Source organism: Nocardioides sp. Soil_C_8 (assembly GCF_057656315.1).
On record NZ_JBDGKQ010000001.1, the window covers coordinates 1,205,836 to 1,226,367 of the forward strand.

The window sequence follows — 20,532 nt, forward strand, 5'->3', positions numbered from 1 at the left end:
ACGCACGCCTGCCACGGGTGCACCGCATTGAATCCCGCACCCAGGGACTGGACCGCCTCGAGCGAGGATACTCGCGGCAGATTGACGCGGCCCAGGGAACGGCTTGGTGAACCTGTGTCCGCCTGCCCTTCATCGTCGCGTCACATGCCCCGGCCTGCCGTTGTCGCCGGATGGTGTGGCTCGTTGGATGTGCAACCGGCGGGGCTTGCCGGCGGGAGTCCAGGCGAAGGCGGCCTGCCCGCATTCGCCGATGGCGGCGTCGAACCGGGTTGGTTGATGGTTCTTCGGTGTGACGCGCTGCGGCTTCGTCCAGTCGCGGCCGGCCGCGGCGAACCGCGCCCACACGCGCAGGTCGCCGGCACCGGTCTTGATGCCCCATGCGGCGAGCGCGTCGCCGCGCCCGTTCGCCATCACGCGCGGGTCGAGCCCCCACCGGCCGGTCTCCTCGACGTCCGCTGCGAGGGCGAACGGCTCGCGCCAGGTACCGTTAGGACGACTCGACCGGCCCCACAGGCGGCTGCGGTCCCAGCCGCCGACGAGCGCGCGCCCGCGATCGTCGACGCTCACGCCGTGCAGTCCAAGGGAGTGGGGTTGCTCGACGGGTGCTTGCCATGTGCCGTCGGCGGTCATCCGTGAGGTGTACAGGCGGCCCAAGGGCGTGCCGTCGTCCGTTGGTCCGTGGCTGACCACGGCCACACCGTCGGAGTTCAACGCCATCGCAAACAACTCGGAGTCCCGGCCGCCGAGTTGTTTGCTGCGTGTCACCGGCCATCGCGAGATCGTCGGATGGCGTAGACACCCGGAGGGTTGGCGTAGGGGCGGTCGTAGGCGAGGACGATGCGGCCGGCGTCGTCTATGTCGACATCGAAGTCGTACGCGCGAGCGACGGGTATGCGCTCTGGCACGCTCCACGGCGCACCGGCGGCGGTAGACGGCTCGGTAGCGGGTATCTCCAGACCACACGAGGACCGCTGCGCCCGCGGCGTTGACGGCCACGTCAACTCCTCCGCTGATCTCCTCGTCCTGCGCCGTCACCGGGGCAGTCGACCAGCTGCCCCCGGCCGGCCGGTCGGCGACGACCAGGTCATAGAACTCCCTGAACGTGTTCGAGTTGAACCGCACCGGTTCCTGGACGACCGTCGTCTGGGTTCCGTTGCCGTCGACGCCCAGGTGGTCGCCGGACTCCAGCCATGTTTCTTGGCGGCCGCCTGAGGGGGCCATGGGGTCCCCGGCGACTGGCGGGTCGTCCGCAGTGCGCGCCACGTTGCCCGCGCCCTGATAGGCGACCGTCGCTGTCCCGTTGCGGGCGACGATGATGTCTGTCTGTGTCAGGTAGTCCGCGGAGCTGATCCGACCGGCGACCGTCGTCGGCTTCTCGAGGGTCCACGCACGGGGCCGACCGGTGAGGCAGGGAGCGGGCGCGCGCGGAGCGCTGGACGGTGCGACGCCTTGGGTGGACGTCGAGGCGTGCAGGTCGACTGGCTCGAACGGCTCGACCGCACCTGTGTCGGCGCTGGGACTGTCCGACGCCGTCGGAGCTGTTGGACCTGGCGACTCGCCCGTGCTGCAGGCCGCCAGCGCCGCAAGGAGAGCCGCCAGAGACACCTCGAAGGCTGCGAGACGGGTGCGTCTGGTCATCCCGTGCCCCGAGCCAGTCGCTCGGTTGTCGCGCGGCCTCGTGCTCATGGGTCGAGTGTGCGCTTCCCGCGCTGCCTGTGCCCGGGGCTGCAGTCCCGCCTAGACCGGGAATCTCACTCGCGTCGACTGGCATGCGTCCGCGGTCGGGCTACCCGTTCGACGGCCGGGGGCGTTGGTCAGCTTGCGGGCGCCATGCGGACGAGGTCGATCTGCTTGAAGTTCGGCGTCACCCAGGCGATGGCGACGTCGCCGTTCGATCCGATGGCGGCGCGGAAGGCACGTTGCCGACCGGGAGCTCCGGCGGTCACCTCGATCGGCTCGGTCCAAGGCTGGCCGGCAGGCTTGTAACGGGCCCACAGTCGCTGCGGATTCTTCCCCCTGGTGCGGTAGGCGACGACGGCGTCCCCGCGACCGTTCACGTCGACGTGGACGGAGTCCTCGTTGTAGCGCAGGGGCTCGCTCACGCGGTCGGTGAGGACGCACGGTCTGCGCCATCGTCCGCTGCGTCCGCTGCGGACCATCAGGCGCCGCTTCTGCCAGTACATGTAGGCGTTGCGGCCAGCGCCGTCGATGGCGATGACGGGCTGGAGGCTGCGGGTGTCCGGCTGCCGTACGGCGGGACCCCAAGTTCCAGTCGGGGACATCGAGTACGTGTAGTGGCGGGTGTTGGGGAACCCGCGGCCAGCGGTGACGAGCGCGGCACCGCCCGTAGACACTTCGAGCTGGTGGTCGTTGCCGGCGAGTGGCGTAGGTCGGCTCCAGCCGGCGCCCGGGGTGCCCCTGACAGCGACGATCCCTTGGTCTCGGTTGTCGTAGAGCATGACGACTCTTCCGGCGTCGTCGATGCCGAGGTCGATCACGAACTCGGCGTCTGGTGTGACGGGCTGCGCGGGTCCCCAAGCGGCGCCGGCGGTAGGCCGGTAGCTCAGGCGCAGGGGCGCCTCGACGCCCTGCCACGCCACGACCGCTGCGCCGGAGGCGTTGACAGCCAGGTGGCCCCTCAGGAGGAAGGCGGTACCTGCGACGTGCGGAACCGGTGGCCAGGACCGTCCGACCGGTCTGTCGGAGAGCACGAGGTCGTAGGTCTCGGATCCCATGCCGCGGCGCCGGCGGATGTCCTGGACGAACATGGCGGTCAGGGTGCCCGCGTCGTCGACGCCGAGGTGGGTGCTGCCGTCAGGGAAGGTTGCAGACACCCCGGACCCGTCCGGGACTGGCTGCATGTTCGGCGGCGGGCCGGGGAGCTTCTGCGGGTCACCTGCGGCAGCGGGCACGCTGAGGGTGCGGGCGTTGAACAGTCCACCGACCCACTCATTCATGGCCAGCGTCGCGGTGCCGTCCTGGTCGACGACCAGGTCCCCGAGGTCGGCCCATGAGTAGTCCTCGGTCGTGCGGTCCACGGTGATCCACGCACTCCAGGGTTGTGACGGGCACGGCCGGTAGCCGGCTGGCGTGGACGTGGTGGCTTCAACCTCGGCAGGCATCTCGCCGTCGGTAGCGGTCTCGGCCTCAGGGTCCGGGGCAGCATCGGACGAGCGATGCTCCTCGTGCGGTGCGTCGGCGGAACGACCCGCCTCCGAGCCGGACGTGTCACACCCAGCCCACGAGACAAGGGTCGCAACGGTCGCGAGCGCCACCGCGGCCCGACGACCACGACCGCTCGCAGGCCGGCTGGTGTGCATGCGTCGAGTGTGCGCCGGACAGCGTGCTCCCGGCCAGGCATGCCGTTACCGTGCCGAGAACTCAAGGCTCCCACGTACTCCCGGCTTTGCTGTCGGAGGTGCCCGCCACACTCGGACGCATGGCCAAACACGACGCGAGCGGGAGCACAGGTTCACGCCACCAGTGAGTAGCGCGACGGGAAACGCCGCTCAGACGCCGCCGAGCGTGCAGGGTCCAACCAGATCGACCGCAATCGGTGCGTCATTCCGCCGCGTACCCTTCGGGGCGCCGGCGCCTGCCGATTGCGATCCTCGACTTCCCCTGAGCGCCCATTGCCACTGGACCAGTCTCCAAACACACGCGCGACGTGGCGGGCTGCTTCGAGCAGCTCGCGGACCATCCGGGACCAGACTCCATCACCGGACACCGCCCCAGCAATCAGTCTTCGAGTGCGTCCCGGTCGTCGCGGGTACGCACCCAAGGCGGCGGTCCGAGACCCCGGCCGCCCGGAACGGTCACGGCGACAACCGCGATGGCTCCGTCGTCGTCCTCGAACAGGTCGATCGTGAGCTGGCACTCGAGCCCAGGCCCGTCGCCCGGTTCGTCGCCGGTTCCTGCGGCGCTTGCGGTGAGCACGACGCGGGTAGAAGTCCCGGCGACACCGGACGGGTTCGGCGTGGCGATGCCGCAGGTCTTGGGCGGTGGCGATCCACGCGTGATCGAGACGACCGGCTGACCCAGGTCGTTGGCCACAGGACGCACCGCGTAGGCCACGACGGGGTCGCGCACGCGCCACCGCCAGTCGGGCGAAGTGGCCGAGTGGGTCCCGTCCGCCGTCCCGGCCGCCTCGCCGTCGACGTACAACCGCACCTCGGGCGCCAGGTGCGGGCGGGCCGAACCGGAGACGAGGAAGCGCAGGAACGCCCACGCCTGGACGTGGACGGCGGCGTCAGCAGGACAGCTCCACGACGGGGTCGCCGTCGCGATGACGACCACGACCTCGCCGGGCCGGACCGTGTCGCCGGAGGGCGGCACGGACCCCAGCACCTGCCCGGCCGGATTGCACTGGGGCACCGCATCGACCCGTGTCGCGATGCCGGCGCGGCCCAGCGCGCTGACGGCCTCGGTGGAGGTCAGGCCCACGAGGGCGGGAACCGTCGCGGCCCTCCGCTCGCCCTTCCCACGGTCGGGTGGACCCGTCACCATGGCGACCGCGAACGCCGCCGCGACGACGGTGACAAGCACGAACACGGCGAGCGAGGGGCCATGAGACCGCCCGCCGAGCACCTCCTCGCGCAGCGCGGGAACGACGACCTCGTCAGGGTCGGCAGACCGCACGATGCGGCGCCGTTGGCCCTCGATGACGCGATCGACCACCGCCTCGGCGCGATCCGCCGGCACGCCGAGTTCGATCGCCATCTCGACGAGTCGCCGGTGGCGCGCATCTCGGTAGTCCTGGAGGTCCATCTACCACTCCCGGTCCCGGCGTCCGGAGTCGTCGTGCGCGGCGGCCGGGATTGTCGGGTCGGGGCGCCGCCAGCGCCGGCCGTCGACTACGAGCCACTCCTCGTCATCAGCGGGCGGCGCCATCCCTCGAGTTTCGCAGAACTTGTCGACGCGCAGGTGCGGCCTGCCGATGCGCGCAGATCCCCAATCTGTTCTCGGCCCCTCACGGGTCTGGTGCAACGAGTCGTTGCGTCGTACGTTGCCCCAGGCCCCACACGGGACCCATTCCGGAAAGGTGCTCCGATGCGACCCACTCGACTGCTCCGATCCGCCGCCCTGGCCGGCTCGCTGGCACTGGTGGCCACCACCTTGGCGGCGACCGCCGCCGTACCCGCGACGGCGACGGCCTCGCCAGCCGCCCAGGAGTGTCACGACACCGGCTCCGCGGCGCGCGTTCGTGAGGGCGCCGCGGCGAAGGAGCCGAAGCTCTACCCCGACAACCAGGCCAAGCAGTACGGCCTGATCACCGACCTCCCGACGCTGCCCGCCGGCTCGGTGCACATCGAGACGGTCTTCCACGTGATCACGTCAACGGCACCGACAGCCGCCGAGCGCACCCGGCTCCAGAACATGGTGAATGCGCAGGTGCAGGTCCTCAACGACTCCTACTCGGGTGCGACGGCGCCCGACGCCGCCGACACGCCGTTCCGGTTCGACCTGACGGCCACCAACTTCGTCACGAACCAGGCGTGGGCCAACGTCGCGCCGGGCAAGACGGAGCGGGACATGAAGGCAGCGCTCCACGTGGGCGACTCCGAGACCCTCAACGTCTACGCCGCCGACATCGGGGGCGGCCTGCTGGGCTGGGCCTACTTCCCCAAGGGCTACAACAACGGGCGCGACTACATCGACGGCGTGGTGATCCTCGACGAGTCGATGCCGGGCGGTGTCGACCCCGACACGGGCCTGCCGTGGAAGTACGGCCTCGGGGACACCCTCACCCATGAGGTCGGACACTGGCTGATGCTCGAGCACACCTTCGCCCACGGCTGCAGCGCCGTGAACGACGGGGTGGCGGACACGCCGCGCGAGGCGTACCCGCAATTCGACTGCCCGGTCGGAGCGGACACCTGCGACGCCCCCGGTGTGGACCCGATCCACAACTTCATGGACTACACGCAGGACTCCTGCATGGACATGTTCACCCAGGGCCAGGCCGACCGGATGAGCGACGCCTGGCAGGACTTCCGGGCGGGCGGGAACGGCTGACCTCCCGCTGAGCTCTCTCCAGACGCCGGCCCGGGGCCTCCCCGGGCCGGCGTACCTCCCCACCATGAGGAATCAGCTCCGCAACTCCCGGCCGGGTCCGTGCGTCACACATGTCACGGCCCGCAGACGAGGTCGACCGATCGGAGGAGAGCCATGCGACGCATGCCCATCACTGTCACGCTGATCGCCCTGGCGCCGCTCGGCGTCGTGGGCCTGGCGGTTGGTCCCGCGGCGGCCGAGACGACCTGCGACGGGAAGGCGCCCACGATCGTCGTCGTCCCCGGTACGCCGACCACCGGCACGCCGGGTGACGACGTCATCCTCGGCTCGTTCGCCCAGGACCGGATCGACGGGGGTGCGGGCAACGACACGATCTGCGGGCTCGGCAACGCCGACACGCTGGTCGGCGGGCCGGGCGACGACCGGCTGTTCGGCGGCCTCGACGACTACTACGTCCCCGACGACGGCTACGCCGGCGACATCCTCGTGCCGGGTCCGGGCAACGACTTCATCGACCTGGGCGACGACCCGGCGTCGGCGAGCGTCGACGAGGTGGACCGGCCAGCCAGGTACGACACGGTGTGGTTCGACGGCGCGCCCGGTCCCGTCAGCGTCGACCTCTCGGCCGGCACGGCGACGGGCGAGGGCAACGACACGATCGTGGTGCCGGCCTACTCCGGCGGGATCGTCGGCTCGGCGTACGACGACGTGCTGACCGGCTCGAACGGCCCGGACCGCTTCGACGGCGGCACGGGCGACGACCGCATCCTCGGGCTCGGAGGTGACGACGAAATAGAGCCCGGGAAGGGGGACGACGTCGTGCGCGGCGGTGACGGCGACGACTTCATCCAGTCGCCGGACAGGGGGCGTGACCGGTTCTACGGCGACGGCGGCAACGACGGCGTGGAGGCGCACGGACGCGGCAGCGCGATCGGCGGCGGCGACGGCAACGACTTCCTCTTCGCCCGCGACGGGGCCAGCGCCCACGGTGGTGCGGGCAACGACGAGATCCAGGCGGACCTCACCCGCAGGACCCGGGTCGAGGTGGACGGCGGCGGCGGACGCGACGACGTACTGCTGCGGGCACCGAAGTCGGACTTCCCGCGCGGGTCGAGGTACGTCGTCGACGTGCCGCGCAAGCGCGTGACGGTCGGCGGCGTGAAGCGCGCGCGCTACGAGGGCGTCGAGGGCCTCATCTTCTCCGGGCCTGCCGGCAACCTGACCTACCTGGGCGGCGCCGGGCGCGACCGCCTGTCGGTGAGCGACAGCATCCAGGTGAAGGCGTACGGGCAGCGCGGCGCCGACATCCTCGTCGGCGGTCGGCGCAACGACCTCCTCGACGGCGGTCCCGGTCGCGACCAGCTCGTCGGTGGTCGCGGACGGGACCGGTGCATCGGCGGCGAGCAGCTGCGGCAGTGCGAGGTACGCCGGTAGCGCGCCGCCGTCAGTGGCTGTGCGGGACCACGACCCGTCCCTCGCTGGCCTGGACGACGACGAACCCCTGGCCGCTGAAGCCGAGCTGGAAGGCCTCGCCCGACCCGCGACCGATGAGCGCACCGGCGCCGGCAGTCCGTCGTACGGTCGTGGTCAGCGAGGTCGACCAGGCGATCGCGGCCTGGATGTCGGCGTAGGTCGGCGCGTCGACGTCGAGGACGACCGGGCTGCCGTGCGAGGTGATGGCGACCGTGCCCGTGCCGGTGAACGTGGTGTTGAAGACGCCGCCGGCCATCATGGACGCCCCCTCCACCCGCTTGATGTCCCAGGTGAGGCTCGAGTCGAAGGCGAGCACGTTGCTGCCGTTGACCGTCAGGGAGTCGTTCTCGAGCCTGACGAGGTGGACCTCCATCGCGTCGTCGGCGAAGAACACGTCCCCTCGCCCCGAGACCTTCATCAACGGCATGCCCTCGCCGGTGAAGGCCTTCTTCAGGAACTTCCCCATGCCGCCGGAGCCCTGGTAGGCGAAGTCGACCTGGCCCTGGTAGGCGACCATCGCGCCCTGTCGCGCCATCACCTCTCCGTCGAGGGCGACCCGGAGGAGGCGTGCGTTCTGCAACGCGAACCGGTCGGTGCCGGTCGACTCGATGTTCTCTCCGAACAGTTCGCTGCGCATGGGTCTCCTCTGAGCTGTGGCCGGGGTCGGCGTCGGCAGGCTTGCTGGCCTCAACGGTAGTGGCGTGGGCTCACGTCCTGCCGTCCGCCGGTCGTACCAGTGCAGCCGACACCCAGGCCTGGGAGATCAGCACCTCGGATCCCGTACCGGTCGAGTACGACTCCGCGCGGACGACCCATGCCTCCCAACCGCGACGGTCCGACCGGCGCCACGCGAGCAGGACGCCCGGCGCCGGCACGGACCACGTGCCGGTCAGGTCCACCCAGACGTGGAACGGAGGTTGTCGGGGCACTCGTACACAATAGAACACATGTTCGATCCAGCGTCCGGAGCCAAGCTCACGAACCGGACCCGGGCCCGATGTCCGCGAGCGGCCGACGCGGCACGACCTGCGCGCCGCTTCGGACTCGATCGAGGGTGGCCCGGGCACGGGCGTCGGCATCCCGCGCGGCCCTCGACCGGCCGGCGGTCCGCTCCTCACAGCTCCTGACCCGCTCGGCGCCGAGGCAGGTGTCCCTCCCCATGCGACCGTTCGCGAAGTCGCCGCGACCGGCTCCCAGGTCCAGGAGGTCCGACCCCCGGGTGGCGACGACGGAGTCACGGCCGCCGCGCATCACGGCCTCCAGGCTGCGCCCTCCCTGCATGATCACGTCGTCGTTGCGAGGAGTGCCACGCACCCGCCAGCGTGCGTCCTCTCCCCGGATCCACAGGACCTCGAGGCTGCGCACCCGACCGACCCGTGCCGTGGTCCGGAGCACGCGGCGACCCAGGTCGACGGTGATCGGCGAGCCCTTGCCGAAGCCCGCCTTGCGCACGTCGATGGTGACGAGGTCCCTGGCGTCGCCTCCGTCCACGGACGTGCCGCGCGAGGCGCGGGTGAGCCTGACGTAGATGTCGTCGTGACCCTTGCCACCGTCGATGTCGAGGTCCTCCACCGCCTGCGCCAGGAGCTGGTCGTCCCCGTCCTGGCCGCGCAGGACGGCCGGGGCGGTCTCCGGGTGGGCCTCGAGGTGGTCCATGTCGTCCCCGCCGCGCGCCGTACCTCCCGCCTTCCCCAGGACGATCCAGTCCGTGCCCGGCCCTCCGTCCATGTCGTCCGGGGCGTCGGCGGCCGGGTCGAGGTCGCTGTCGCTGAAGTCGGAGGCAAGGGTGTCGTTGCCGCCCGCGCCGTCGAGCTGGTCCGCGCCGCCGGCACCGATCAGCACGTCGAGGTACGGCGATCCGACCATCACGTCCGCGGAGCGCGTGCCGGCGATGCCCAGGGCCTCGGTCACCACGACCTGGTCGGTGCCGGACGGCTCGGCCACGAAGCCGAGTCCGCCGACGGGGGTGAGGTCGGCCCTGATGCCGCCCGGGAAGCCGGCGCCGAGGAGGTCCGCGTAGGACAACGTGTCCGCGGGGACGGAGTAGTCGTCGCGCGTCAGCGGGTCGAGGCCGCCGTCGACGAAGTCGTTGCCCGCTCCCGGCCAGATGACGTCGCCGCCGGCGTCGCTGTCGAACCCGCCGAAGATGCGGTCGTCGCCCGCGTAGCCCCACAACCGGTCCGTCCCCTCGTCGCCGCAGACGACGTCGTTGCCGAGGAACGCGTAGATCGTGTCGTCGCCACCCAGCCCGACGATCACGTCGTCGCCGTTCGTCCCTCTCAGCACGTCGTCCCCCGCGGTGCCGAGGATCGTCGCCGGCCTGCCGTCGCACGTGCCGGCGACGGCAGTCGCCGGCACGGCCGGTAGCAGCGGCGCGACGAGCGCCAGGCCGGCGAGCACCCACCCGTTCCTCGACCGCCGAGCTGTGTCTGCGTGTGTGTCCATGTCCCGTCTCCCTCCACGGCATCGGATGCCATCGAGGATGGGCGCCTCTCGCGCCGGACACACGGGACGGCAGTCCCGAACCCCTCGGGAAAAGCGAGCCGTCAGCGGGCTTCGACGTACCAGGCCTCGTGGATGGTCTGGGTCCTCAGCGCCCGCTGCATGCCCTGGATGACGATCCCGGCCAGGGCGAGCACCAGGAAGAGCAGCGTCCACCCGAAGCTGCTCGAGACGCGGTCGGTGAAGTCACTCCGGCTGAAGTCGGTGGAGTTCAGCGAGCCCACCAGCAGCATCAGGCCACCCGTCACACCGACCGCACCGGCGACGGAGCCGACGACGACGAGCAGCATCATCGGCACGTTGGTGAACACCGACACCAGGCCGAGGAGGAGGCCGACCGCCAGGCCGACCAGGACGGCCAGCCAGTTCCAGGTGATCCCCAGGGCGACGATGAGGCCAGAGCCGATCGCGAACCCGGCCGCGCCCATCGCGAGCACGATGGCGACGTAGTAGTAGAGGTAGGCCAGGACGGCGAAGATCAATGCGAAGAGCAGGCCCAGCACCCATCCGAGCGCGGTGCTGAGGAAGCGCACGTCGGAGATCCCGGCGACCAGGCCGGCGCCGAAGGCGAAGCCGGCGAAGAAGCCCCAGACGGGGATCACGAATCGCAGCACGAACTGGCCGGCGACGAGCATGACGCCCCCGGCGATGATGGCGAGGACGCCCAGGACGATGTCGGCCATGCCAGCCATGGAACCGCAGTGGGCCCCTCCGGTCGACGTGGATCAGACCAGCGACGTGCCGCGTGGTCAGCCTCGGCCCAGCCGGCGCCAGCCGCCCTGCCAGTTGTGCTCGACGATCTCGGCCAGGATGCCGGTGATCGCCTCGCTGTCGATCTCGTCGTCCCGGTAGATCTGGATCGACCGGGCGGTGAGGTTGTCGTGCCCCTGGTTGATGACGCCGGCCGGGTCGCTGACGGTCGGGTCGTACAGGAACAGGTTGACGTGGTCCTTCGTCGCCAGCAGCGCGCAGACGTTGCCCTTCAGGACGAAGTAGGGCTGGACCGTCCGCTTGATCGTCTCCTCGATCTCGGGGTCCGTGGCCCAGATGATCTCGCGCAGGCGCTCGCAGATCGACTGCTGCCAGTTGGGCAGCCTCGCGATGTAGTCGTCGACCCCCGGATGCGCCCGTCCCGTCATGCAACGGATTGTGGCAGCGATCCGCCCTACCAGCGAGCGTGGACCTGTTCCCGGATCCGCCGGTCGTAGAGGTCGGTCACGGCTTCGAGGAACGCGGGCGGAAGGTCGCCGACGAGCCCGGCCGCGGCGTTCGACTCGGCCTGGTCGACGTTGCGCGCGCCTGGAATGACGGTCGAGACGCCCGGCTGCTGCACGATCCACGCGATCGCCGCCTGCGCCGGCGTGACGTCGAGCCCCGTGTCGAACACGAGCGAGGAGAACTCCTGCGCCGCCTCGACCCCGGTCGCGTAGTCGACGCCCGAGAAGGTCTCGCCGACGTCGAAGGCGCTGCCGTCGCGGTTGTAGGTGCGGTGGTCGTCCTCCGCGAACGTGGTGCCGAGGTCGTACTTGCCCGACAGCAGCCCCGAGGCGAGCGGCACGCGGGCGATGATGCCGACGCCCGCATCGGCCGCCGCCGGGAGCACCTCGTCGAGCGGCTTCATCCGGAAGGCGTTGAGGATGATCTGGACGCTGGCGACGTTCGGCCGGGCGATCGCGCTGAGCGCCTGCGCGGCGGTCTCCACGCTGACCCCGTACGCCGCGACCACGCCCTCGTCGACGAGTCGGTCCAGGACGTCGTACGTCGCGGCGGCGTCGATGACCTCGCTCGGCGGGCAGTGCAGCTGCACGAGGTCGATCGTGTCGACGCCGAGGTTGCGGCGGGATCGGTCGAGCCACGCGCGGAAGTTCTGCTCGACGTAGCTGGCCGGCACCTGGTCGGCGCGGCGGCCCATCTTGGTCGCGACGATGAAGCCGGCGCCGGGGTGGGCTGCGACGAAGCGGCCGACGAGCTTCTCGCTCCGCCCGTCGCCGTACACGTCCGCGGTGTCGTAGAACGTCACGCCGGCCTCGGCCGACGCCTCCAGCACGGCCATCGCGTCGGCCTCGCTGACGTCGCCCCAGTCGGCGCCGAGCTGCCAGGTGCCGAGACCGACGACCGAGACCTCGCGGCCGGTCCTTCCGAGGGTGCGGTGCTCCATGGGGCCGAGTCTCACAGCCCCGACAAGCCGCCGCCTCCCACCGACGGGCGAGAGGCTGGCCCGCACGGCCGCCCCACGCCTACCGTGGGAGCCCGCCGACCGGAGGTGACGACCGTGGCCCGACCGATGCCCCTGCCCGAGCCGCGACCGGTGGTCCACCCGCTGCGCACCACCGACTCGGCACGGAGCTCGGTCCGCCGGCTGTCCCACCACCGGATGCGGGTGACCATCGACCACCAGCCGCTGGCCGGCATCACGCCACCGATGCTGCTGTGGTGGTTCCGCCACATCGGGGACGAGATCGAGTACGCCGGCGAGCGGATGTCGGGCTACCTCGCGTGGCACCCGCTCGACCACATCACGTGGGAGCTGGCGCGGCCGGCGCCGAGCGGCGGTGCCGACGAGGGAGCGAGCTACCGGATCGTCGAGGCGTTCGGCCGCGACGAGCGCTTCCGGGTCGACTCCGTCGAGAGGGTCGAGAAGCTCGACGAGACCGGGATCCGCCTCGTGCGCCGCCTCGCGGGGGTGCGGATCTTCCAGCTCGAGCACACCTGGTCGTGGGGACCCGACGGGACGCACTACGTCAGCGTGATGGACCTCGGGTCCCGCCTCCGCGCGTTCGCGCCGGTCAACCGCTACCTCACCTCGCGGGTCTTCCCCGAGGCCATGGCGGAGGCGTGGGTCAGGCACAACGTCGAGGAGGTCGGCATGCTCGAGCACCTGCTGCCCGACGTCCTGCGCCAGCGCCCCGACGAGGCGGCGCGTATCAAAGTCCCGCCCGTGCCCTCCTGAACAGGTGGAGGAAAGACTCAGGAGGGGCTCATGTACGTGATGTACCGCGTCGCCTATGCGCCCGGGCCGCAGGACCCGCCCGACCGCGACCGGACCCTGCGCGACTTCACCGCCGTGACCGGCCGGGAGGCGGAGAAGGCCGCCGGCGAGTGGGCCGCGAGCCGCAACCGGCAGCGTCCCCCGGAGCTGCAGGAGCAGTGGCCGTGGGTGCTGGAGCGCTGGAACGGGCAGACCCGGGACTGGGACCACGTCAGGCCCATCCCGTAGGACCACGGACTCTCGGGGACCACCCGCGCCAGGGGCGAGTGGTCTCCGAGCCGGGCCGACGAGCGGTGCCCCAGCCACATTCCCCAGCCGCGGAATGTGGCTGGCGCACCGCTCGTCGCCCGCAGCCGTGAGTGAGACATGTTCTGAGCGCCGGAAACCTGCGTCACTCACCGCTCGTCGACGGACCTCCAAGGAATGGGGGGGCCACGCCGCAACGGCGTGGCCCCCTGCAGATGAAGCGCCGGCAGCTAGCGCTTCTTCCTCAGCACCCGCACCGTGGTGTGAGCGAGCAGGTCACCGTCGCGGTCGAGGACCCGGAGGACCTTCCTACCCGCGAGGCGGCCGGGGACCTTCTTCCACACCTTCACCCGGTCACCATCGACCTTGGCCGAGCCGAGCGTGCGCCCACCCAGGGTGAGCTCGACCCTGCGCTCCTGCACGTCACGCAGCACGATCCTGAGCTTCGCACCGGCCCGCACCTTCTTCTTCGCGACCACCTTCGAGCTCGTCGCGCCCGGTGGAGTCGTCGGCGAAGGCGTGGGCGATGTCGAAGGTGCTGTCGTCGGCGGGGTCGTCGGCGGAGTGGTGGGAGGCGTCGTCGAGTACTCCAGGTCGACGAACGGCACCAGCTTCGCCTGGCGCGGTCCGTTCTGGAGGTACTCGATGTCGTAGCCCCACCAGCCGGCGACGTTCTGCTTGGGAGTGAAGACCCCGCGGTCGAGCTGGACGTTGGCCAGCGCCGACTTGTAGTCGATGACGATCTCGTTCTCGCCGTCGACGAGGTAGTCGCTCACGTCGGCCACCGGCACCATCCAGTTCACCCCACCGGTGTAGAGGTCCTCACCCACAAGCGGGACCTGCGTGCCGGTGCCGTCGTCGATGGTGGGCTTGCCGACACCGCCGACGTCGCGCTTGACCTTCGTCGGGTTGGTGGAGACCGCACCGCCGACCTTGCGGCCGTTGATCCGCACCTCCATGCTCTCCTCGAGCCCGTCGCCGAAGTCGAGGTAGGCGCCGGAGGCGCTGTCGGCGTCCCACACGAACGTGGCCTCGTAGTGGCCGGTGCCGGAGACAGCCTTCCCGACCTCGGGGATCTCGTCCCACGTGGTCAGCTGGTCCAGCTCGACCTCGATGGGCGTGACCGCGGTCGAGGTCTTGCGGTTGGTCGTCGTCACCCCGTCGACGGTCTCGGTGCGCACCAGGTCACCCGCCTCACCCGGGCGCCAGGACTCGACCGTCAGGTCCCAGTCGGTGATGTCGTACGGCTCGGGGACCGTGACGTCGTCGGTGAACTGCTTGCCGTTGCTCAGCGTGGTCGAGACCTGTCCGCTCTCGCCGACCCGGACGGCGACACCCGCGTCGGTGGCGTACGAGCTGTCGGCGTCCGTCGCGGTGACGTGGAGCGGCGCCTGGTCGACCTTCTCGAAGGCCATCAGCGAGATGTCGTTGTAGTCGAGGTCGATCGGAACGACGGTCCGCCCGTCCTCCCACCGGAAGTCGGCGAGCTCGGTGGCCGCACCGGTCCACGCGTCGATGGCGTACGGCACGTACTGACCGTCCATCTCGACCTCGGTCTTGATGTTGGTGCCCGGGTTGGGCGCGTTGCGCACCTCCGGACGCAGGCTCTTGTCGCGGTAGGAGCCGTCGTCGTAGTTGTAGGTGTAGAGGTAGCGGTTGCCGGCGCCGTCCTCGCGCGTCTGGCTCAGCAGCTGCTGGTTGGGCTCGGCGTAGCCTGCGTACGGCTCGACGCCCAGCTCCTGGAGCTTCTCCATGACGTTGTCGTCGTAGCCACCGGGCTCGGCGCTGAGGTAGTCGATGTTGTCGTAGACAGTGGCCTGCCGCACGGTCGGCAGGGTCTTCATCTCGTCCATCACCTTCTTGAGCGCGCCGTCCTTGCCGTCATTGAACGGCGTACGGGAGGCGGCGTCCTCCAGGACGACGACCTTCAGGCCACGCTTGGCCCAGCTGAGCAGGCGACGGGCGCCGTTGATGTCGAGCCAGTCCTGGTAGAGCACGACGGCCTTGTAGCCGGCCTTCTCGATCGTCTTGGTCTGCTGGTCGAAGCGGACGTCGTCGTCGAAGAGGAACCGCGGGCTGAAGTAGTCATAGGTGTACCCGTTGTCCTGCAGCTCGGTCGAGCGGTACTGGATTCCCTGGTGCGCCTTCTGCCAGTTCATGCCGGCGTTGTCACTGCCCACGCCTCCACCGAGCCGCATGCCGTGCACGAACTTCTGGTTGATGAAGCCGATGTCGCTGCGCGCCACGCCCGTCTGCATGAGCTGCTGGACGCGGCCGAGGTGGGCGTTCAGCTCGTCGTACGTCGCGGCCGCAGGGAAGCGGTCGGCCATGAGCGCGAATGACGAGCCGAAGCTCGGGTCGTAGCCCGGCCAGTTCCAGCGGCCGTAGCCGTAGCCCGCCTTCCAGATGTGCCAGATCGTGCGCTGCATGCCGGACGCGAACTGCGAGTACGCGTCCTCCAGGCGCATCTGCTGGGTGGCGTTCGCCCCGAACTCGAGCGAGGTCGTCTCGCTGGAGAGCACCTTGTTCTCGAGCTTCGCCCCGCCGGTCCAGTACCGGAAGAGGTCGATCTGGTTGTACTGGTTGCGGTTCTCCGCCTCGGGGTAGTCGACGTCCATCCCGGGCTCCGAGATCTCGAGCGGCTGCCCGTAGGAGATCTGCGCGCGCGTCTCGATCCCCACGGAGTTCAGCCACTCCTTCAGCGGCTGGAGCATCCGCTCGCGGTAGAGCTGGGTCAGGACGTCCTGGTAGTCGTTGACGACCCGCTGGCGGAGGTCCTCGGCGCCGTCGAGCCGGTACTTGCCGGCGTTGACGACCGAGTGGTACGGGTTGTTCCAGTCGTTGCCGATCCCGTCGACGAGGAAGAGGTACGGCGTGACGTCGTAGCCCTTGCGCTCCCGGAACTGCGCGGCCATGTCCTCGGCCCACCACGTCATCCCGCCGTTGCCCTTGCTCATCTCGAGCGAGTCCATGAAGAGCTGCACGTCGCCCTCCTTGATCTTCGCGGCGAGCTCCGGGTCGGCGAGGTAGTGCTCCTGCCAGAACTCCTTCAGCGCGTCGACTCCGCGCTCGTCGAAGTAGTTCGTCGTGTAGCTGTCCTGCGACGACGGGTTGGCACGCTGGTAGGTGCCCTGGGTCCACAGCGCGAAGACGCGGTACTGCCCGTCGTCGGGCGCGTCCCACGCCAGCTGCTGCGTCCAGACGTCCGCACCCTGGGTGACCCGGGACGTGAGGTCGACGAAGCTGTCCGGGTCGACGGTGTTGCCGTCGGTGACCCGGTAGGCGTACGCCGACACGAACGAGGCTCCGTTGCGCCGGTTCTTGGTCGTGGGGGACGGCAGGACCGTCACCTGCTCCCCCGCCGCGGCGACCGAGGTCGCCATGGTCAGGTTCTGCATGGCGGCCTGGCTCGCCGGGTCCAGTCCGGGCACGTTCGACGTCGCCCAGTTCGTCCCCGAGGTGAGGTAGACCCCCATCCCCAGGTCGAGGAACTTGTTCATCATGAGGTTCCACTTGTGCGCCCACATCGGGGAGCCGTAGGCGTAGTCCTCGTCATTGGCCTCGCCGTCGTCCTGCATCGCGAGCTCCGCACCCCGGAAGCCGCCGTCGTAGAGCGCCTGGATCTCCTCGAGCAGCGTCTCGTCGGTGTGCGACGCCGAGCCCAGCCACCACCGCACGTCGGTGCTGTAGACGCGGTCGGGATCGACGTACCTGCTCTCGAGCTGCTGGGCGAACGTCGAGCTCTTCGCCTCGGGAGAGGCCGGTGACGAGGCGCCGGAGGGCTCCGCCGACGAGGGGCTCGCCCCGAGTCCGAGCGCGAGGGTCGACACCCCGAGGGACAGGGTCGCCGCGACGGCCGTCACTGCCCTCCTCCCGCGGAGGCGGGTGGGTGGTGACTTCGGGTTCATGCGGTCTCCGATCGGGTACGGCAGGCGCCTCAGCGGTTCGACTGCCCGAGAATGATTCGTTTCAACGCGGACAGCGTCCCCCGTTGACGTGTGACCGTCAACACACTCCGGGACGACTGTCCGGAAGCGGCCAAGCCTGCGCCGCCATCGACCGCCACGAGCCGTGCAACGTTTCAGCGGCGTATGCCGGACAGGCCGCCTCGTGTCACCGCCGCTCCGGCGCGACTCCCAGCAATGAGTGAGACATGTTCTGCGGCCCGAAAACCTGCGTCACTCACCGCTCGTCGGGCGACCTGGGCGCCAGCGGTGAATGAGACATGTTCCGAGCGCCGAAAAGCTGCGTGGCTCACCGCCGGGCCGGCGAGCCGTGGGCGACGCTCCGCAGCGGTGGCTCAGCCACAATTCCCGCTCGCGGAATGTGGGTGGCGCGCCGCTCGATGCCCCCAGCGGTGAGTGAGACATGTTCTGAGCGCCGAAAAGCTGCGTCACTCACCGCTCGACAGGCGACCTCAGCCGACGAGCACCACGTGGAGGGTGCGGGGGCCGTGGACGCCCTCGACCCGATCGAGCTCGATGTCGCTGGTGGCGGACGGGCCGCTGATCCAGGTCAGCGGGCGGGCGGGGTCGAGGACGGCGATCGCGTCGGGTACGTCGGCGACGACCTGGCTCGCGTCGACGATGCAGACGTGGAGGTCGGGGACGAGGCTGATCGCGCGGCGGCCCTGGTCGGGCTGGTGGTCGAGCACGATCGTGCCGGTCTCGGCGATCCCGACGGCGGCGCGGGTGACGACGGCGTCGATCGCATCGAGCTCGGCAGCGGTCAGGCCGTCGTCGACGACGGAGCCGGGCACGTCGAGGCCGAGACCGGGAGGTACGACGGCGCGCGCGCCGCCGAGCGCCTCGGCGACCACCGACGCGAGGTCGTCGGTCGCGCACCGGGTGACGACCGCGCGGTAGTCCGCGACCCGCTCGTCGAACAGGGCGACGAGGTCGCCGCGGTCCGGGACGCGGGGGGCCGCAGGAAGGTCCACGGCGGGCGACACGCCGGACAGCGCCGAGCGGACACGCCCGAGGATCTCGTCGCGCGCGTTCATGATCGGCCCCCGTCGGTGCGGTCCCACCACTCGCGGAAGGACTCGGTCGGCGGGGCGGGCAGGTCGCGCGCACCGGTCCATCCGGCGGCCGGCCCCGGCAGGCGGCCGGCGGCGGCACGGCCGCCGGGCAGCGTCGTACGGGAGAAGCGGCTGAGCACCCGGCCGGCCAGGCCGGAGGCGCGCTCGGCCCACCGCAGGCGACGGGAGTCGGCGAAGGTCCAGGCGGCGGCCTTCATCGCGACGGCCTCGGGCTTGGGCACGCGGTCGTCGCGGTGGGAGTCGACGACCGCTGCGCGCTGGTCGACCAGCACGGACGGGATGTCGATCCGCACCGGGCAGACCTCGAAGCAGGCCCCGCAGAGCGACGAGGCGTACGGCAGGGACGCGGTCTGCTCGTCGGAGACGCCGTTGAGCAGCGGGTTGAGGATCGCGCCGATCGGGCCCGGGTAGACCGAGCCGTAGGCGTGGCCGCCGACCCGCTCGTAGACCGGGCAGACGTTGAGGCAGGCCGAGCAGCGGATGCAGCGCAGCGCCTGGCGGCCGACGTCGTCGGCGAGCGCGCGGCTGCGGCCGTTGTCGAGCAGGACGACGTGCACCTCCTGCGGCCCGTCGCCGGGGGTCACGCCCGACCAGGTCGAGGTGTAGGGGTTCATCCGCTCCCCCGTCGACGAGCGCGGCAGCAGGCGGAGCATCGGGTCCAGGTCGGACCAGGTGGCGACGACCTTCTCGATGCCGACGACGCTGACCAGCACCTCCGGGAGCGTGAGGCACATCCGGCCGTTGCCCTCGGACTCGACGACGACCAGCGTGCCGGTGTCGGCGACGGCGAAGTTGGCGCCGCTGACGGCGACCTTGGCGCGGAGGAACTTCTCCCGCAGGTGCTCGCGCGCCGCCCCGGCCAGCACGGCCGGCTCGTCGGTCAGCGCGTCGGGCGCGGGACGACCGACGTCGCCCATGCGGCGGCGGAAGATCTCGCGGATCTCCGCGCGGTTGCGGTGGATCGCGGGCACGAGGATGTGGGACGGCAGGTCCTCGCCGAGCTGCACGATCAGCTCGGCCAGGTCGGTCTCCCACGCGGCGATGCCCTCGGCCTCGAGGGCCTCGTTGAGGCCGATCTCGCCGGTGGCCATCGACTTGACCTTGACCACCTCGTCGGCGTCGTGGTCGCGGGCCACCTGCGCGACGATCGCGCACGCCTCCTCGGCGTCGCGGGCCCAGTGGACGGTCGCGCCGGCGCGGGTCAGGGACTCCTCGAGGGTCTCGAGGTGGGTGGCGAGGTCGCGCAGCGCGGCCTCCTTCACCGCGGCGCCGGCGACTCGCAGCTCCTCCCAGTCCTCCACCTCGGCCACGACCGCGGCACGCTTGTCGCGGATGGTGCGGGTGGCGTGGGCGAGGTTGCGGCGCAGCTGGGTGTCGCCGAGCGCCTCGCGCGCGGCGGTCGGGAAGGCCGGCATGCCGACGAAGGTGCCGCTCATCGGATGCCTCGGTCTCGTGACGGTCGCTGCGCGACCTCCTCGACCAGCGGGTTGTTCGGCTCGGCGTCGCTCTCGGTGCTCTCCGTCGCGGCCAGGATCTCGGCCAGGTGCATGACGCGTACGCCGGCGCGCTGGCGCGAGAGCATCCCGCCGATGTGCATCAGGCAGGAGTTGTCGCCGGCGACCAGCACCTCGGCGCCGGTGCCGCGGACGTGGCGCGCCTTGTCGGCGCCCATCGCGACGGAGGTGTCGGCGTTCTTGAGCGCGAATGTGCCACCGAAGCCGCAGCACTCGGTGGCGTTGGGCAGCTCGACGAGCTGGATCCCGCGGACCTGCTCGAGCAGCTGCCGGGGCCGGTCGCCGACGCCGAGCATCCGCAGGCTGTGGCAGGTCGGGTGGTAGGTCACCCGGTGCGGGAAGTAGGCGCCGACGTCGGTCACGCCCAGCACGTCGACGAGGAACTCGGTGAGCTCGTAGGTCCGCGGCGCCGTCTCCGCGACGGCCGCCACCAGGGCAGGGTCGCCGGAGCGCTCGGCGACGATCGAGTGCTGGTGCCGGGCCGACCCGGCGCACGAGCCGGACGGCGTGACGATGGCGTCGTACCCCGCGAACGCGTCGGTGAAGGCGCGCACCACCGGGACGGCCTCGTCGAGGTAGCCGGTGTTGACCATCGGCTGCCCGCAGCAGGTCTGCGCGCTCGGGAAGTCGACGTCGACCCCGAGACGGCGCAGCAGCCGCACGACGGCCTTCCCCGTGTCGGGGAACATGGCGTCGTTGACGCAGGTGATCTGGAGGGCGACCCTCACGGTTGGCATCCTTCCACGGTGCTG

Annotated in this window: 17 protein-coding genes; 4 read left to right on the plus strand and 13 right to left on the minus strand. The window is 70.8% G+C overall.

All coding sequences use genetic code 11. From position 1 onward, the window contains the following. Window positions 1–129: 129 nt before the first annotated feature. The 3 genes from AC3A3L_RS05925 to AC3A3L_RS05935 all read right to left on the minus strand — a co-directional run bounded on the left by AC3A3L_RS05925 (window position 130) and on the right by AC3A3L_RS05935 (window position 4,767). Entirely contained in the window at window positions 130–1,638 is a 1,509-nt protein-coding gene (locus AC3A3L_RS05925) for a hypothetical protein (RefSeq protein ID WP_487639086.1), read from the minus strand. 176 nt (window positions 1,639–1,814) lie between these two features. Continuing rightward, entirely contained in the window at window positions 1,815–3,038 is a 1,224-nt protein-coding gene (locus AC3A3L_RS05930) for a hypothetical protein (RefSeq protein WP_487639087.1), read from the minus strand. Window positions 3,039–3,738: 700 nt separating this feature from the next. Continuing rightward, a complete protein-coding gene (locus tag AC3A3L_RS05935) occupies window positions 3,739–4,767 on the minus strand; it encodes a PASTA domain-containing protein (RefSeq protein WP_487639088.1) in 1,029 nt (342 codons plus the stop codon). Window positions 4,768–5,049: 282 nt separating this feature from the next. Here AC3A3L_RS05935 and AC3A3L_RS05940 point away from each other — a divergent pair, with 282 nt between their 5' ends. Both AC3A3L_RS05940 and AC3A3L_RS05945 read left to right on the plus strand, forming a co-directional pair. Continuing rightward, on the plus strand, window positions 5,050–6,015 hold the full coding sequence (locus tag AC3A3L_RS05940) for a zinc metalloprotease (RefSeq protein WP_487639089.1): 966 nt from the start codon (window positions 5,050–5,052) through the stop codon (window positions 6,013–6,015). A 162-nt stretch (window positions 6,016–6,177) separates the two neighbouring features. Next, window positions 6,178–7,449: a calcium-binding protein gene (locus tag AC3A3L_RS05945; RefSeq protein WP_487639090.1), complete on the plus strand. Its 1,272-nt coding sequence runs from the start codon at window positions 6,178–6,180 to the stop codon at window positions 7,447–7,449. Window positions 7,450–7,459: 10 nt separating this feature from the next. On the opposite strand, the gene AC3A3L_RS05950 is transcribed toward AC3A3L_RS05945, so the two are convergent. The 6 genes from AC3A3L_RS05950 to AC3A3L_RS05975 form a co-directional block, all read right to left on the minus strand. Continuing rightward, window positions 7,460–8,125: an AIM24 family protein gene (locus AC3A3L_RS05950; RefSeq protein ID WP_487639091.1), complete on the minus strand. Its 666-nt coding sequence runs from the start codon at window positions 8,123–8,125 to the stop codon at window positions 7,460–7,462. 70 nt (window positions 8,126–8,195) lie between these two features. After that, a complete protein-coding gene (locus AC3A3L_RS05955; RefSeq protein ID WP_487639092.1) occupies window positions 8,196–8,417 on the minus strand; it encodes a hypothetical protein in 222 nt (73 codons plus the stop codon). A 46-nt stretch (window positions 8,418–8,463) separates the two neighbouring features. Next, window positions 8,464–9,888 (minus strand): calcium-binding protein, encoded by a 1,425-nt coding sequence (locus AC3A3L_RS05960; RefSeq protein WP_487639093.1) that lies wholly within the window; start codon window positions 9,886–9,888, stop codon window positions 8,464–8,466. Window positions 9,889–10,034: 146 nt separating this feature from the next. Then, window positions 10,035–10,673, minus strand: coding sequence for a hypothetical protein (locus tag AC3A3L_RS05965; protein ID WP_487639094.1), 639 nt, complete (start codon window positions 10,671–10,673; stop codon window positions 10,035–10,037). Between the two features lie 66 nt (window positions 10,674–10,739). Further along, the gene (locus AC3A3L_RS05970; protein ID WP_487639095.1) at window positions 10,740–11,129 is read right to left on the minus strand and encodes a DUF1801 domain-containing protein; all 390 of its coding nucleotides are present in this window, start codon (window positions 11,127–11,129) and stop codon (window positions 10,740–10,742) included. A gap of 26 nt (window positions 11,130–11,155) precedes the next feature. Then, window positions 11,156–12,148 carry an aldo/keto reductase gene (locus tag AC3A3L_RS05975; protein WP_487639096.1) on the minus strand — a complete coding sequence of 331 codons (993 nt, stop codon included), beginning with the start codon at window positions 12,146–12,148 and terminating at the stop codon, window positions 11,156–11,158. A gap of 114 nt (window positions 12,149–12,262) precedes the next feature. On the opposite strand from AC3A3L_RS05975, the gene AC3A3L_RS05980 reads away from it, so the two are divergent. Beyond that, entirely contained in the window at window positions 12,263–12,940 is a 678-nt protein-coding gene (locus AC3A3L_RS05980) for a hypothetical protein (protein ID WP_487639097.1), read from the plus strand. Between the two features lie 30 nt (window positions 12,941–12,970). Further along, window positions 12,971–13,207 (plus strand): hypothetical protein, encoded by a 237-nt coding sequence (locus tag AC3A3L_RS05985; RefSeq protein ID WP_487639098.1) that lies wholly within the window; start codon window positions 12,971–12,973, stop codon window positions 13,205–13,207. 248 nt (window positions 13,208–13,455) lie between these two features. On the opposite strand, the gene AC3A3L_RS05990 is transcribed toward AC3A3L_RS05985, so the two are convergent. From AC3A3L_RS05990 to AC3A3L_RS06005, 4 genes are all read right to left on the minus strand, one after another. Further along, complete coding sequence (locus AC3A3L_RS05990) at window positions 13,456–17,088, minus strand: glycosyl hydrolase (protein ID WP_487639099.1); 3,633 nt, start codon at window positions 17,086–17,088, stop codon at window positions 13,456–13,458. 554 nt (window positions 17,089–17,642) lie between these two features. Further along, window positions 17,643–18,227, minus strand: a complete 585-nt coding sequence (locus tag AC3A3L_RS05995) for a LutC/YkgG family protein (protein WP_487639100.1) — start codon at window positions 18,225–18,227, stop codon at window positions 17,643–17,645. After that, the gene (locus AC3A3L_RS06000) at window positions 18,224–19,702 is read right to left on the minus strand and encodes a lactate utilization protein B (RefSeq protein ID WP_487639101.1); all 1,479 of its coding nucleotides are present in this window, start codon (window positions 19,700–19,702) and stop codon (window positions 18,224–18,226) included. Before AC3A3L_RS06000 ends, AC3A3L_RS05995 begins: the two co-directional genes overlap by 4 nt. Continuing rightward, entirely contained in the window at window positions 19,699–20,517 is an 819-nt protein-coding gene (locus tag AC3A3L_RS06005; RefSeq protein WP_487639102.1) for a (Fe-S)-binding protein, read from the minus strand. The genes AC3A3L_RS06000 and AC3A3L_RS06005 overlap by 4 nt, the downstream gene beginning before the upstream one ends. Window positions 20,518–20,532: the final 15 nt, after the last annotated feature.